13 protein-coding genes are annotated in these 14,037 nt (G+C 65.2%); 6 read left to right on the plus strand and 7 right to left on the minus strand.

Annotated elements, in window-relative coordinates:
• Positions 1 to 2: 2 nt before the first annotated feature.
• The 4 genes from HDG39_RS17445 to HDG39_RS17460 form a co-directional block, all read right to left on the minus strand.
• On the minus strand, positions 3 to 1,985 hold the full coding sequence (locus HDG39_RS17445; protein ID WP_184007152.1) for an arylsulfatase: 1,983 nt from the start codon (positions 1,983 to 1,985) through the stop codon (positions 3 to 5).
• Positions 1,986 to 2,128: 143 nt separating this feature from the next.
• A complete protein-coding gene (locus tag HDG39_RS17450) occupies positions 2,129 to 2,671 on the minus strand; it encodes a hypothetical protein (RefSeq protein WP_184007153.1) in 543 nt (180 codons plus the stop codon).
• A 50-nt stretch (positions 2,672 to 2,721) separates the two neighbouring features.
• Positions 2,722 to 3,375 (minus strand): response regulator, encoded by a 654-nt coding sequence (locus tag HDG39_RS17455; RefSeq protein WP_184007154.1) that lies wholly within the window; start codon positions 3,373 to 3,375, stop codon positions 2,722 to 2,724.
• The gene (locus tag HDG39_RS17460; protein WP_184007155.1) at positions 3,372 to 4,787 is read right to left on the minus strand and encodes a cache domain-containing protein; all 1,416 of its coding nucleotides are present in this window, start codon (positions 4,785 to 4,787) and stop codon (positions 3,372 to 3,374) included. The genes HDG39_RS17455 and HDG39_RS17460 overlap by 4 nt, the downstream gene beginning before the upstream one ends.
• Positions 4,788 to 5,027: 240 nt before the next feature.
• Between HDG39_RS17460 and HDG39_RS17465 the strand changes: the two genes are divergently transcribed.
• On the plus strand, positions 5,028 to 5,225 hold the full coding sequence (locus tag HDG39_RS17465; RefSeq protein ID WP_090807102.1) for a DUF3311 domain-containing protein: 198 nt from the start codon (positions 5,028 to 5,030) through the stop codon (positions 5,223 to 5,225).
• A complete protein-coding gene (mctP, locus tag HDG39_RS17470; RefSeq protein ID WP_184007156.1) occupies positions 5,222 to 6,703 on the plus strand; it encodes a monocarboxylate uptake permease MctP in 1,482 nt (493 codons plus the stop codon). The genes HDG39_RS17465 and mctP overlap by 4 nt, the downstream gene beginning before the upstream one ends.
• A 174-nt stretch (positions 6,704 to 6,877) precedes the next feature.
• Here mctP and HDG39_RS17475 read toward each other — a convergent pair whose 3' ends face one another.
• Positions 6,878 to 8,110: an NAD(P)/FAD-dependent oxidoreductase gene (locus HDG39_RS17475; RefSeq protein ID WP_184007157.1), complete on the minus strand. Its 1,233-nt coding sequence runs from the start codon at positions 8,108 to 8,110 to the stop codon at positions 6,878 to 6,880.
• A 254-nt stretch (positions 8,111 to 8,364) separates the two neighbouring features.
• Between HDG39_RS17475 and HDG39_RS17480 the strand changes: the two genes are divergently transcribed.
• From HDG39_RS17480 to HDG39_RS17495, 4 genes are read left to right on the plus strand one after another with little or no spacing between them, the layout of a single operon-like run.
• Positions 8,365 to 9,267, plus strand: a complete 903-nt coding sequence (locus tag HDG39_RS17480; RefSeq protein WP_184007158.1) for a DUF3348 domain-containing protein — start codon at positions 8,365 to 8,367, stop codon at positions 9,265 to 9,267.
• Between the two features lie 10 nt (positions 9,268 to 9,277).
• Positions 9,278 to 11,635 carry a DUF802 domain-containing protein gene (locus HDG39_RS17485; protein ID WP_184007159.1) on the plus strand — a complete coding sequence of 786 codons (2,358 nt, stop codon included), beginning with the start codon at positions 9,278 to 9,280 and terminating at the stop codon, positions 11,633 to 11,635.
• Positions 11,632 to 12,285 carry an OmpA family protein gene (locus tag HDG39_RS17490; RefSeq protein ID WP_090807091.1) on the plus strand — a complete coding sequence of 218 codons (654 nt, stop codon included), beginning with the start codon at positions 11,632 to 11,634 and terminating at the stop codon, positions 12,283 to 12,285. Before HDG39_RS17485 ends, HDG39_RS17490 begins: the two co-directional genes overlap by 4 nt.
• Positions 12,278 to 12,910 carry a DUF2894 domain-containing protein gene (locus tag HDG39_RS17495; protein ID WP_184007160.1) on the plus strand — a complete coding sequence of 211 codons (633 nt, stop codon included), beginning with the start codon at positions 12,278 to 12,280 and terminating at the stop codon, positions 12,908 to 12,910. Before HDG39_RS17490 ends, HDG39_RS17495 begins: the two co-directional genes overlap by 8 nt.
• Before the next feature lie 47 nt (positions 12,911 to 12,957).
• Here HDG39_RS17495 and HDG39_RS17500 read toward each other — a convergent pair whose 3' ends face one another.
• On the minus strand, positions 12,958 to 13,218 hold the full coding sequence (locus HDG39_RS17500; protein ID WP_184007161.1) for a TFIIB-type zinc ribbon-containing protein: 261 nt from the start codon (positions 13,216 to 13,218) through the stop codon (positions 12,958 to 12,960).
• A gap of 7 nt (positions 13,219 to 13,225) precedes the next feature.
• Positions 13,226 to 13,978 carry a TerC family protein gene (locus tag HDG39_RS17505; RefSeq protein ID WP_184007162.1) on the minus strand — a complete coding sequence of 251 codons (753 nt, stop codon included), beginning with the start codon at positions 13,976 to 13,978 and terminating at the stop codon, positions 13,226 to 13,228.
• Between the last annotated feature and the right edge of the window lie 59 nt (positions 13,979 to 14,037).

A 14,037-nucleotide genomic window follows, 5' to 3' on the forward strand; every position in this document is an offset into this window, starting at 1 on the left:
GCTCAGTAGTAGCCGCGCGGACGCAACGGTTCGACGCCGCCGACGCTGGTCATGTAGTCGTTCCACTGCTGCACGAGACCATCGATGATCGACTGGTTCTGCGCCGACACGTCCTGCGTTTCGCCGCGATCGGCGCTCATGTCGTACAACTGCCAGTGACCGTCGACGGGGCCGAGCGGCGGTTCGGTCCACAGGGCTTTCCAGCGGCCGTCGGCGCTGCGCAGATAACCGCGGCCATAGGCTTCGTCGCCGAACGACGCGCCATGCACCGGCGCCGTGCTCTGATCTTCGAGCTGCGGCAGCAGCGATTGTCCGGTGATCGGATACACGTAGCGGTTGTTGTAGACCACCTTGCCCTTGTTCTGATCGACGCCGGTCAGCGTGTTGATCAGCGCGGGTGCGGGCGTGGTCGGCGGTGCGATGTGCGCGACCGCGAGGAACGTCGCGGTGTTGTCCGTCACGTGCGTGAATTCACGCAGCGTCGGCTTCTGCGAAGTCTGGCCCGGCAGATGCACGATCAACGGTGTGGACACGCCGCCTTCGCCCGAATAACCCTTGGTCAAGCGGAACGGCGTCGCGCTGACTTCGGCCCAACGCAAACCGTATTGCAGACGTTGCGCGTTCTGCTTGCCGTTGTCGGTGCCGAGCTGGGAGTAGGTCGGATCGGCCGCGTTCGCCGTGTCGGTGGCGGTCGGGTCCGCGCCGGAATCGATCGGCCAGCCCTCGGCGCCGTTATCCGACTGGAACACGATGAACGTGTTGTCGTATTCGCCGATGTCCTTCAGATGCTGGATCAGCAGGCCAATGTTGTGATCGAGGTTCTCCACCATGCCCGCGTAGATTTCCATGTAGCGGGCCTGCGCTTTCTTCTCGGCCGGCGACAGGCTGTCCCATTTCTTGTCCACATAGCCGGGGCCGTAATCGGTGTAGCCTTGCACGACGCTGTGCACGGCGCTCACGTATTTCGCGTTCGCGGTGCCGTTGTTCGCGGTGGCTGGGCTCGCGGCCAGCGTCTCCGACGCGCCGCCGAACGGCACGAAGTCTTGCGCAATGATGCCGAGCGCTTTCTGCCGGGCGATACGCGCGTCGCGGATCGCGTCATAACCGGCATCGTATTTGCCGACGTAGTTGTGCAGATAAGGATCGGGTACCTGCAGCGGCCAGTGCGGGGACGTATAGGCCGCATACGCGAAGAACGGTTTGCCGTCGCCCTTGTTCGAATCGATGTAGGAGATCAGGCGCTGCGTGTAGAAGTCGGTCGAATAGAACACCTCCGGGCTGCCGCCCACGCCGCCGGGTTGTCCCGGCTGGCCGGGTTGCACGTACTTGCCGTCTTCGGTGTAGTTCTTCGATCCGGCCAGTTCGTGCGCGAAGTGATTGGTCGCGGCGCCGCCGAGCAGCGCGTAGCTGTGCTCGAAGCCCCATTGGTCCGGCGTCTGCCCGCTGCCCGTCGCGCTGCCCACGATGCCCGAGCCGATGTGCCACTTGCCGGCCATGTACGTGTGATAGCCGCCGTCTTTCAGCAACTGCGCAACCGATAGCGCGCGATCGTTCAGATAGCCTTCGTATCCCGGCAGTCCTTTGCGCTCGTCGGTCGGCACGCCCATCGTGCCCTCGCCGACCAGATGGTGATCGGTGCCCGAGATCAGCATCGAACGCGTGATCGCGCAGACGGTGCCCGTATGGTGATTCGTCAGGATGCGGCCGCTTTGCACCAGCGCATCGAGATTGGGCGTGTTGATTTCGCCCCCGAACGCGTGGATGTCGGAGTAGCCGAGATCATCGGCCATGATGTAGAGGATGTTCGGCCGCTTCTGCGCGACGACCGGCGTGGACGCGGGCGCGGCGCTCGACGCGGCGGACGCGCTCGGCAGGTTGTCTTCGCCGCACGAGGCGAGCGTGACGAGGCTCGCGACGGCGGCGCCGATCACGCCGAGACGCAAAGTAGGGCGAAAGTTGGTACGGCGAAATCGAAGTGTTGTCATTGTTATTGCGGACCGTCAGGTAGGGCCGCTGATGTTAGCAATGACGTCATAAAGGCCAAACGAACGATTTCTGCGTTGCTATCGATGTTTGTCGATATAGCCGGCAGTAGACGGCAGAGGCAAAGACATCGCCATTTACCGCGCTAATTGCCCGGATTGAGCACGGGCTTGTCCGGGTCCGCCTGGGTGCGGTAAGGCAACTGCGCGGCGTGAGGATCGGTGATCGTGTTGTCGATCACGCGCTCGACGTCCGCCGTTTTGGCGAGTTCGGTGAGGAAAGTCTTCTTGTCGAAGCCCGGCGCGACGCAGCCTTCGACGTAGATAAAGCGGCGTTGCAGCGTGAGCCATAGCGTCGATTGCTCGCGCCAGTGCGTCGCGACGTTCAGGTTCGCGAGACGCCGTTGCACGCTCTCGGCGATTTCCGCGTCGTACAGATACGCATTCGGCAACCGGCAACGGCCTTCGATCCAGCAGCTATTGCCGCGTTCTATTCTGTAATGGCTATCGTCGAGCCATTCCTTTTCGGTTTCGAATGGGCCAAGCGGTATCGGGCAATCGGCGATCGCTTTGGAGATCTGCAGGAATGGATCGTGGCCGCGATTGACGCGCGCCGATTCACCATGAACGCGAGCCGTGGCCACGCAAATCATCAGACCGGCAAGACTCAGTTCGAACACGCGCTTCATGTCGTGGTCGCTCCAGGTGTGGACCGCTCATTATCGCGCGCCCGCGAACCTCAACGCTTGTTGCGCCGGTTCTCGACGGCGAACTTGATCAACTCGGCCTGTCCTTCGATATCGAGCTTGCGCTTCAGATTGAGCCGATGCGTCTCCACGGTTCGCACCGACAGATCGTTGCGCTGCGCGATCTGCTTGCTCGACAGTCCCTCGGCAAGCGCATCGAGAATGTCGCGCTCGCGCGGCGTCAAGCGTTCGACCGGCGATTGCGTCGCCGACGCCCGGATCAGTCGAGCGCTGATCTCCGCGCTAAAGAACGTCTTGCCGTCGAGTACCGCGCCGATCGCCTGAATGATTTCGAGCGCCGGCGAATCCTTCAGAACGTAGCCGCTCGCGCCCGCGCGCACCGCCTGCGTCACGTATTCGAGGTTGTCGTGCATCGACAGCATCAGCACACGAATCGCCGGAAAGCGCTCGTGAAAGAGGCCCGCCAACGCAATGCCGTTCATGCCGCTTTTCATGCCGACATCCATCAGCGCCAGATGCGGCGCCTGTCGTTCGGCCAGCGCGAGCGCTTGCTGCGCGTCGCCCGCTTCGCCGACCACTTCGAAGTGGCGCACTGCTTCGAGCCGTGCGCGCAGACCGTCGCGCACGAGCGGATGATCGTCGACGAGCAGCAGACGCGCGATGGAAGGAGAGGTCGTGTCGTTCATGATGAGAGTTCCTGCAGGGACGGCACCGTTGCATGCGTCGTGGGCAGCGGCACGCGCGCGGCGATGACGGTGTGCCCCGGCTGCGAGTTCAGCGACAGCGTGCCGCCGAGCGCTTCGAGCCGTTCGCGCATGTTGCGCAGGCCGACACCTTCGCGCCCGCCGACGAATGCTTCGGTCACGTCGAAGCCGCGGCCGTTGTCGGAGATCGTCAGCGTGACCGCATCGCGCGAAACCTCGAGCGCAAGCGCCGCGCTCGACGCCTGCGCATGCCGCACGATGTTCGTCAGCGCTTCCTGGGCGATGCGAAACAGCACGGTGTTGACCGTGTCGGGCAACGTGGCGGCATGCGTATGCGCGATCTGCGTGAAGCCGATCGCGATGCCGGACTCGTCGCCGAGTTCGCGCGTCAGTTGTTCGAGGGCGGCCGCGACACCGAGATCGTCGAGCATCGACGGACGCAGCGCATGAGAAATGCGCCGGACTTCGCGCAGCGTATCGCCGAGCCGCGTGAGTCCGGTGGACAGGGCGGCCTCGGCGGCGGGCACGCGCGCGTCACCGCGTTCGAGCCGCGCGAGCGCCGATTCGAGCAGCAGCTTCACGGACACCATCATCTGGCTGATGCCGTCGTGCAATTCGCGCGACAGGCGCGCTCGCTCGTTTTCCTGCGACTCGACGACCTGCTGCGCGAGCCGCTTCAGCTTCGCGTCGGCACTTCGATATTCGGTCACGTTCAGCACGAGTGCGCACAGCGCAATGACCGCGAGGCCAGCCACCGCGATCGCGTCGATCCACTTCATCGTGCGATCGATATTGGCCGCGGCCTGGGCGTCGATGTGCGCGAGCGTCGTGTCGACGTCGTCGAGATAGATGCCGGTGCCGAGCATCCAGCCCCAGCGTTCGAGCGGCACCACGTAGCCGAGTTTCGACTCCTCCTTGCCGGTCGACGGCCGATGCCACAGATAGCGCACATAGCCGCCGCCGCGCGCGGCGGCGGCGAGTAGCTGCTGGATCGTCGGCGTGCCATGGCTATCGCGCAACGACCACAGATCCCGACCCACCAGATCCGGCTCGCGCGGATGCATCAGCGTGCGGCCGTGCAGGTCGTACACGAAGAAGTAGCCGTCCTCGCCGAAATTCATCTTTTCGAGCACCGCGAGTGCACGCGTGCGCAGCAGCGCGTCGTCGCGTGCGTTGTCGCCGCCGGCCTCGTAGAGCGGCGCGATCGCAGTCGTCGCGAGTTCGACGTAGTGCTTGAGCTCGATCTCCTTACTCGCCATGTACGCGGCTTGCGTGGTCGCGTGCTGCCGCTCGGCGAGCGCCGTCGCTTCGCGGCGCACGCCCGTCTCGATGCTGGCGATCGCCGCCAGAAAGGGCACGATCGCGAGCAGCACTATCTTTGCTTTGAGTTTCATCGTTGAAAAAAGCCAGTCAACGGGCTACGTAATATTACGTAGACGGCTTACGTAGTTGCGCGCTTGAAAGCAGGCGCGCGAAGGCGAATACTACATGCCCGTCGCATACCGCGCCGCGCGAGGCCTGGCGCTCGAGTGTGCGACGTTCCCCGATTTTCCGCCTGACCTCAGGCAACCGGGCATTTGCGCGTCGGGCCACGAGCCATCGCGCGCGCTGTCGATAATACTCAGGAGACGTTCGTGGAGACCTCCCCCTCGGCCGGCCGTTCATGGCTCTGGCTCATTTTGCTGATCCCTTATATCGCGCTGCTGTGGCTGCCGTTCTATAACGACACGCATCCGCCGCTCGCGGGCTTTCCGTTCTTCTACTGGTATCAGTTTCTGTGGGTGCCGTTGACCTCGCTGCTGATTTACATCGTGTATCGAGGTCTCAAATGAGCGATCTGAATCCTGTGAACCCGGTTGCGATGACGGTCTTCATCGCGTTCTTCGTGCTCGTCACGGTGATCGGCTTTTTCGCGGCGCGCTGGAAACGCGGCGATCTGACTCAACTGCACGAGTGGGGTCTCGGCGGACGGCAGTTCGGCACGGTCATTTCGTGGTTCCTCGTCGGCGGCGATTTCTATACCGCCTATACGGTGATCGCGGTGCCCGCGCTTGTTTATTCGGTGGGCGCGTATGGCTTCTTCGCGCTGCCGTACACGATCATCGTTTATCCGTTCGTGTTCGCGGTGATGCCGAAGCTGTGGAAGGTTGCGCACGCGAAGAACCACATCACCGCGGCCGACTACGTGCACGGCGAGTACGGCGGCAAGTGGTTCCCGGCGGCCATCGCGCTGACCGGCATCGTCGCGACGATGCCGTATATCGCGCTGCAGCTGGTGGGCATGCAGGTCGTGATCAAGGGGCTCGGCGTCAGTGGCGAATTGCCGTTGATCGTCGCGTTCGTGATCCTCGCGCTCTATACGTATGCAAGCGGCCTGCGCGCGCCGGCGATGATCGCGTTCGTCAAGGACATCATGATCTATATCGTCGTGATCGCGGCGGTATGGCTGATTCCGGTGAAGCTCGGCGGCTATGGGCACGTGTTCGCACTGGCCGATGCGCACTTCCAGGCGAAGGGCGGCGCGACCGGTATCCTGCTGAAGCCGAATCAGTACACGGCGTTCGCATCGCTCGCGCTCGGCTCGGCGCTCGCCGCGTTCATGTATCCGCATACGATGACGGCGGTGCTGTCGTCGGCGTCGGCGAAGACGGTGCGCAAGAACGCGATCTTCCTGCCTGCCTACACGGTGCTGCTCGGCCTGATCGCGCTGCTCGGCTATATGGCGATCGCCGCTGGCGTGAACGTGAAGTCGGCAAGCGACGTGGTGCCGACCCTGTTCGGCACGCTGTTCCCGTCGTGGTTCGTCGGTTTCGCGGCCGCCGCGATTGCGATCAGCGCGCTGGTGCCGGCCGCGATCATGTCGATCGGCGCGGCGAATCTGTTCACGCGTAATCTGTGGCGTCCGCTGGTGTCGCCGAACATCTCGCCCGCGGCCGAGGCAGCCAATGCGAAGATCGTTTCGCTCGTCGTCAAGTTCGGGGCGCTGCTGTTCATCGTGTTCCTGCCGACGCAGTATGCGATCGATTTGCAACTGCTCGGCGGTGTGTGGATTCTGCAAATTTTCCCGGCCATCGTGTTCACGCTGTACACGCGCCGTCTGAACACGCCGGGTCTGTTCGTCGGCTGGCTCGTCGGTATCGTGCTCGGCACGGGCCTCGCGATTTCGCAAGGGCTCAAGCCGGTGTATGGCCTGCATTTCGGCCACGAGAACTATCCGCTGTATATCGGCCTGATCGCGCTCGTCGCGAATATCGTCGTGAGCTTCGCGGTGTCGGCAGTGTCGCCGCGACGGGCTGCCGTGACGGCCTGATCGACGGTTGTCCGGCTCGATGAAGAACGCCGCGGGCTGTTGGCCCGCGGCGTTTTTTATTGCTTCGACGGCTGGCGGCTTGGTTGGAGGTGTGCCGTGAGGGTGGCTTTAGCGTGAGATGGCGATAATTGCGCGATGAAGGCGGAGATTTCGAGCAGGCCTCAGACCATCCGGCTAAAACCGCTCGACTCGAAACGGCCGCGGATCGATCAGCGTCTGCTCGCCGGTCATCATCTCGGCGATCAGCCGCCCCGTCACCGGTCCGAGCGTCAGACCATGATGCGCATGGCCGAACGCGAACCACAGTCCCTGATGTTTCGTCGCGGGCCCGATGATCGGCGTCATGTCCGGTGTGCATGGGCGGCGTCCCATCCACGGTTCGGCATCCAGACGTTCGCCGAGCGGAAACAGCGTGCGCGCGATCGGCTCGACCGCGTCGAGCTGCACCGGCGTCTTGGCCGCCTCGGGTCGCGCGATTTCGGCGCCCGTGGTCAAACGGATGCCGCGCGCCATCGGCGCGAGCACATAGCCGTGTTCGGCGTCGAGAATCGGATGGTTGAGCCGCGCGCTCCGACGCGGCGCGTAGTGCATGTGATAGCCGCGCTTGACTGCGAGCGGCAGCCGATACCCGAGTCGCGTGCTCGCGCGATCCGACCACGGTCCGAGCGCGATCACCGCCGACGCGGCCGTGATCGCCCCGTCCCGCGTCTCGACCTGCCAGCCTTCACGCAGCGTATCGGCATCGCCGATGAAGAACCGTCCGCCGAGCGCTTCGAAGTACCGCGCGTATGCGGTGACGAGCGCGTTCGGATCGCTGACCGAATCGGATTGCGGATAGTGCAGCCCGCCTTGCAGACGCTTGTCCAGATCGGGTTCGAGCTGTTGCAGGCGCGGCGCGTCGAGCGTTTCGAACTCGACGCCGTACTCGCGATGCCACTGTTCGGCGAGGGTGGTTTCGGCGTCGCGCGCGGCGGCATGGCGAAACACCTTGATCCAGCCGATCGGCCGCAGCAGCGGGCTGGCGCCGGCGTCCGCGGCAAGCGCGCGATGTTCGCTGACACAATGCTCGATCAGCGTCGCGTACGACTTCGCGATTTCCGCGTGCTTCGCCGGATGCGAGTTGCGCCAGTAGCGCCACAGGAACGGCGCGACCTGCAGCATCGCGTCGGCGTGATAGCGCACGTCGGGCGACTGGTTGCGCGCGTAGCGCAGCAGGGTGCCGAGCCCGCGCGGAAACGCGTACGGATAGACGCCTTCGCGCTGGATCAGCCCGGCGTTGCCGAACGACGTCTCGTTGCCCGGCTGCTTACGGTCGATCAGCGCGACCGCGCGGCCGCGTTTCTGCAGATGCACGGCGACGCACACCCCGACAATGCCGGCGCCGAGCACCACGGTATCGAATTTCATGCTCCCTGTCCGCCTTGCTTGTGTTCTGTGTGTTGTCGACGCTCCGCCGTGTTCCAGTGCGCAGCGAGGCGCCAGCTTTCATCTTATACAGGGATAGGTCCGCTTCGCTATTGGCAAAAAACCGCGCTCGGGAAAAACGCGCGAATACCAGCTTCGATCGGGCAAAAGCGTGTCTTTCGACGCACGATCGAGCGGGCGAATTCGGACTCGCTGGCGGCAGCGTGTAAACTGCTGACTTTTTTGCGTCCGGTGGTATGTTGCAAGCCCCTCAGCGCAGCGCCCTCACTGGGCCTGCGCTCGTTCGCTTACTGGCCCGTCTCGCCGAGGCCGACGTCGCCGAATCGCGACAATCGCTGGCGGATCGGCTGAGCCAGTGGCTCGGCTGGACCGACGCGATCGCGTTGTCGTCGGCGCTGGATGGCAAGCCGCCGTCCGTCGCTGGTGGCGCACGGGCGTTCGGCCGTGCGGAAGAGGAAGAGTGCACGCGCGTGCGCCGCTCGCTGGTGAGCGCAATCGCCAGCGATAGCGTGCTCGCCGGCTCACGGCGGCGTGGCCCGTCGCCGTCGTCCGCCCGGATGTCGGCGCCGCGCGTGGCGGTCGACACGCAGGCCGACTACGCGGTGTTCCGACAGCGCTATCTCGCGCTTCAGCAGTCGATGGAAACGGCGATCGGCACGTTGCGTGGCCGGCTGCGCGCGCTGCTGGCGACGCAGGCGCCGTCGCTCGCGCGGCTCGCGGTCGTCGATGCGGTGATGGAGCGTGCGCTCGGCGAGCGCGAGCGGACTTTGCTCGGCGCGGTGCCCGGGTTGCTCGGCGGGCACTTCGAGCGCTTGCGCGAGGGCGAGAAGCGGAGGTTGGCGGAGGCGGAAGCAGCGGCCGAAGTTGCCGCCGATGCCGATCCCACGCGGCAGCAGTCGGCCGAAGTCGAAGCCGGCGCTGCAGCGATGCAGCTGGAAGCAGCCTTGGCTCACGTCAAAGCAAGCACCGCAGCCACGCGGCTCGCCAAGTCGACCGATGGCGGCAACGCTGCCGTGCCGCTCGCGTCCGAGGCGTGGCTCGACGTCTTCCGCAAGGACATGCAGAGCGTTTTGCTGGCCGAGCTGGAGGTTCGTTTTCAACCGGTCGAAGGGCTGCTCGCGGCTCTTCGCGCCTGCTAACTGGGACCCCATGTCCAGATATCGTATCGAACTTGTTGTATTTCTCGCGGGGCTCTCCGCGGCGTGCTGGATCGCCGTCGGTTATGCCGCTTCCAATCCGCTCGCGTTCGCCGTCACGCTGCTGATCGGCGTCTTCTACGTGCTAGGCGCGCTCGAATTGCGCCGCTATAGTCAGGCGACCGCCACGCTGACGGGCGCGCTCGCCGCGTTGTCCGGACCACCGCCGAGCCTCGCCGCGTTTCTCGACGCTGTCCATCCGAGTCTGCGCAATAGCGTGCGGCTGCGCGTCGAAGGCGAGCGCGTCGCGTTGCCGGGACCCGCGCTGACGCCGTATCTGGTCGGTCTGCTGGTGCTGCTCGGCATGCTCGGCACGCTGCTCGGCATGGTGATGACGCTGCGCGGCACCGGCCTTGCGCTGGAGAGCGCGAGCGACCTGCAGGCGATCCGCGCATCGCTGGCCGCGCCGGTCAAGGGGCTGGGCTTCGCGTTCGGCACGTCGATCGCCGGTGTCGCGACGTCCGCGATGCTCGGGCTGCTGTCCGCGCTGTCCCGCCGCGAGCGGCTCGAAGCGGCGCAACAGCTCGACGCGAAGATCGCGACGACTTTGCGCGTCTACTCGCAGAGCCATCAGCGCGAAGAAACCTTCCGGCTGCTGCAACGCCAGGCCGAAGCGACGCCGCTGCTGGTCGAACGTCTGCAGACGATGATGAGCGCGCTCGAACAGCAGAGCGCCGCGTCGAACGAGCGGCAGATCGCGAGCCTCGACGCGTTTTACGGCCGCACCGAAGCCGCCTATCTGCGTCTCGCCGGTGTGATCGAGCAGTCGCTGAAGGACAGCGTGGCCGGCAGCGCGCAGGCCACCGGCAAGGCTCTGCAGCCGGTCGTCGAAGCGACGATGGCCGGCCTCTCGCGCGAAACCGCCGCGTTGCACGACGCGATCACCCAGGCCGTGCAGCGCCAGCTCGACGGTATGTCGAGCGGCTTCGCGGCGACCAGCGCGAACGTCGCCGAGATTTGCCACAGCGCGCTCGCCGGACATCGGCAGGCGAGCGACGAGTTGGCCGCGCAACAGCGCGCTTCGGTCGAACGCGTTGCCGAAGCGTTCGAACAGCGCTCGGTCGCGCTGCTCGACGGCGTGTCCGCGCGGCTCGAAGCGACGGCGAGCGGCATGTCGCAGGCCTGGAGCGACGCGTTGGCTCAGCAGCAAAGCGCGGGCGACAAACTCGCCGCCAACAACGAACAGGCGTTGGCGCGCGCCGCCGCGACGTTCGAGCAGCATGCCGCGGCGTTGCTGAGCGCGGTCGGTAGCTCGCATGCGAACTTGCAGACCGAACTGAGCGCGCGCGACGAGCAGCGTTTGGCCGCGTGGGCCGAGGCGCTCGACGCGATGGGTGCGAAGCTCAGCGAACAATGGCAGCAGAGCGGTGCGCAAGCCGCCAGCCATCAGCAGCAGATCTGCGACGCGCTTGCGCAAACGGCACGCGATATCTCCACGCAGACGCAAACGCATGCCAGCGCGACGATCGCGGAAATCGATCGACTGGTTCAAGCCGCGGCTGAAGCACCGAAGGCGGCAACAAACCTGCAAGCCGAACTCGCCGCGCGCGACGAACAGCGCTTCGCCGCATGGACCGAAGCGCTCGGTGCGATGACCGCAAAGCTCGACGAACAATGGCAGCAAACGGGTTCGCAAACCGCGACCCGTCAGCAGCAAATCTGCGACGCACTCGCGCAAACCGCACGCGATATCTCCGCGCAGACGCAAACGCATGCCAGCGCGACGATCGCCGAAATCGAGCGCCTCGTGCAAGCGGCGTCGGAAGCGCCGAAGGCCGCTGCCGAAGTCGTCGCGGAGCTGCGCCAGAAGCTCTCCGACAGCATGGTCCGCGACACCGCGATGCTCGAAGAGCGCAGTCGTCTGCTCGCCACGCTGGAGACGCTGCTCGACGCAGTCAACCACGCGTCGACCGAGCAACGCACGGCCGTCGATGCCTTGGTCTCGACGTCGGCGGGTCTGCTCGAACGCGTCGGCAATCGCTTCACCGAACACATCGAGCACGAGACCGGCAAGCTCGGTACGGTCGCCGCGCAGGTCACCGGCAGCGCGGTCGAAGTCGCGAGCCTCGGCGAAGCATTCGGCGCGGCCGTGCACACGTTTGGCGAAGCGAACGACAAGCTCGTCGCACATCTCGAACGCATCGAAGCAGCGCTCGACAAATCGCTCGCGCGCAGCGACGAACAGCTCGCCTACTACGTCGCGCAGGCGCGTGACGTGGTCGACCTCAGCGTGATGTCGCAGAAGCAGATCGTCGAAGACCTGCAGTTGCTGGCCGCGCAGCGCGCGACCGCCGGAGCCGACGCGGTATGAGCGAGGACATCGACGGCGGCGTGGAAACCTCCGCGCCGATCTGGGCCGCGTTCGGCGATCTGATGTCGGTGCTGGTCGGCGCGTTCGTGCTGATTCTGGTCAGCGTGATCGGCGTGCAGCTCGAACTGTCGAGCAAGCTCGAGCAGGAGGTCAAGCAGCGCCAGGCCGAAACGCAGCGCCGCAAGACGCTCGAACAGGCACTCGCGGGACCGCTCGCGGCGGGGCGCGTGACGCTCGTCAATGGGCGCATCGGCATTAGCGGCAACGTGCTGTTCGCGCTGAACTCCGCCCAGCTGCAGCCTGAGGGTCGCGCGCTGCTGAAGAGTCTCGCCGGGCCGCTGTCCGCGTATCTGCGCGCGAGCGATCAGATCCTGATGGTCAGCGGCTTCACCGACGATCAACGCCTGCGCGAAGGCAATCGACGCTTCGCCGATAACTGGGAGCTGTCGGCGCAGCGCGCCTTGACGGTCACGCGCACGCTGATCGACGAGGGCGTGTCGGCGTCGTCGGTGTTTGCGGCGGCGTTCGGCTCGGAGCAGCCGGTCAGTTCGAATGCCGACGAACCCGGCCGCGCGAAAAACCGCCGCGTCGAAATCGCGCCGGTGCCGCGACCGTCGAGTGCGGCGGCAGCGGAGAAGTCCGGTGCTTGACGACGCGATCCACGCGGCTCGCGCGAGGCTCGATGCATGGCGCGCGAGCGGCGCGGCTCGGCTCGATCCGGTGCGCTTTCATCTGCTCGACGCGCTTACGCGGCGCGCGGCACAGCACAGCGGCGAGCCGCGACGAGTGCTCGAGCAACGATTGGCAGGACTGCTGGCCGAATATACGGCCGAGGTCGAGCGCGCCGCTGCGGACGAGAGCGCGTCGCAAGCCACGTCCGGCGAAGCCAACGCGGCCAACGACGCCACGCTCGCGGCGTTGATCGAACGCCTCGCCCGCCACCACGCGCGCGCCGATGCTCCGCACGCCGCCGCCTATCCCGATCTGCCCGAAGTCGACTACTTCCGCGAAGTCTGGTCCAGAGTCCGTACCGAAAAGCAGTTGCGCCAGTCGCTCGCGCAGGTGCCAGGCAACGCGGGACCGCTCAATTCGAGCAGCCTCGTGCATCGCGCGCTGTCGTTGATGCGCGAGCTGTCGCCGGAATATCTGAAGCAGTTTCTGTCGTATGTCGATACGCTGTCGTGGCTCGAGCAGATGAACGGCGGCGCACCGGTCGAGAAGGAAGCGCCGCGCGCCGCGACGACCGGCAAGGGCGTTCGCAAGAAGGCGCGCTGATGCGCTAACGGCGGTTGGAATTTGCGTGCGCCAAGCCGCCGAAGCGTTCAGTCGAAGTCGAACACATCGAAAATCGAGCGCTTCTTTTGATACCCGCGATGTTCATCGCGACGCTCCTCGTAACGCTGCCGCTCGCTCTCCAGGGCACGCTCGCCGCGCCGCGAGCCGTCGCCGTCATCCTGCGCAATCAACTTGTCCAGTTCGCCGCGATCGAGCCATACGCCTCGGCAGTCCGGACAGTAATCGATTGCGAGCGAGCGGCGCTCGGTCATCAGTAGATCGGTCGTCTTGCAGACAGGGCATTTCATCGCAGCATCACTCCTCGCTGCTTGCCAGACGTTTCGTTTTCGCGCGCCGAGCGAGCATGTTCATCGCCTCGACGAACGCGGAAAACGCCATCGCCGCATAGATATACGCCTTCGGAACGTGCGAGCCGAAACCATCGGCGATCAGTGTCATGCCGATCACGAGCAGGAAGCTCAGCGCCAGCATCACGATGGTCGGATTGCGATCGATGAAGCGCGCGAGCGGCTGCGCCGCGAACAGCATCACCATGATCGACACGATCACCGCGACGAACATGATCGGCAGGTGCTCGGTCATGCCGACCGCGGTGATGATGCTGTCGACGGAAAACACGAGGTCGAGCAGGATGATCTGGCCGATCGCCGCCGCCACGGTCAACTGCACAGTCGAGCTGGTTTTCGCGGCGAGTTCGTCATCGGGGATCATGTGCTGACGGATTTCGGTGGTCGCCTTCCACACGAGGAACAGGCCGCCGCCGACGAGGATCAGGTCGCGCCACGAAAAGCCATGATTGAACAGCGTGAACGCGACCGCGGTCAGCTTCGTGATCCACGCGATGGTGCTGAGCAGAAGCAGCCGCATCACCAGCGCGAGCAGCAGCCCGATGCGCTGCGCGCGCGCGCGTTGCGCTTCCGGCAAGCGGTTGCTGAGGATCGAAATGAAGATCAGGTTATCGATGCCGAGCACGATCTCCATCACGATCAGCGTGACGAGCGCGGCCCACGCGGCGGGATCGGCAACGAGTGCGAACAGGGAGTCCATGAGGTGGCGGAATCGAGTGCGCCGCGAGCGGCGGAACAGCCATCATGGGCCTATTCGCG

It is taken from the genome of Paraburkholderia lebeckiae (assembly GCF_014201005.1).
In the GTDB taxonomy this organism is placed as follows: Bacteria; Pseudomonadota; Gammaproteobacteria; order Burkholderiales; family Burkholderiaceae; genus Paraburkholderia; species Paraburkholderia tuberum.

Bases quoted from the DNA above. Each gene is read 5' to 3' on its own strand.
- HDG39_RS17445 (WP_184007152.1), bottom strand. From the start codon at position 1,985: ATGACAACACTTCGATTTCGCCGTACCAACTTTCGCCCTACTTTGCGT.
- HDG39_RS17450 (WP_184007153.1), bottom strand. From the start codon at position 2,671: ATGAAGCGCGTGTTCGAACTGAGTCTTGCCGGTCTGATGATTTGCGTG.
- HDG39_RS17455 (WP_184007154.1), bottom strand. From the start codon at position 3,375: ATGAACGACACGACCTCTCCTTCCATCGCGCGTCTGCTGCTCGTCGAC.
- HDG39_RS17460 (WP_184007155.1), bottom strand. From the start codon at position 4,787: ATGAAACTCAAAGCAAAGATAGTGCTGCTCGCGATCGTGCCCTTTCTG.
- mctP (WP_184007156.1), top strand. From the start codon at position 5,222: ATGAGCGATCTGAATCCTGTGAACCCGGTTGCGATGACGGTCTTCATC.
- HDG39_RS17475 (WP_184007157.1), bottom strand. From the start codon at position 8,110: ATGAAATTCGATACCGTGGTGCTCGGCGCCGGCATTGTCGGGGTGTGC.
- HDG39_RS17480 (WP_184007158.1), top strand. From the start codon at position 8,365: ATGTTGCAAGCCCCTCAGCGCAGCGCCCTCACTGGGCCTGCGCTCGTT.
- HDG39_RS17485 (WP_184007159.1), top strand. From the start codon at position 9,278: ATGTCCAGATATCGTATCGAACTTGTTGTATTTCTCGCGGGGCTCTCC.
- HDG39_RS17490 (WP_090807091.1), top strand. From the start codon at position 11,632: ATGAGCGAGGACATCGACGGCGGCGTGGAAACCTCCGCGCCGATCTGG.
- HDG39_RS17500 (WP_184007161.1), bottom strand. From the start codon at position 13,218: ATGAAATGCCCTGTCTGCAAGACGACCGATCTACTGATGACCGAGCGC.
- HDG39_RS17505 (WP_184007162.1), bottom strand. From the start codon at position 13,978: ATGGACTCCCTGTTCGCACTCGTTGCCGATCCCGCCGCGTGGGCCGCG.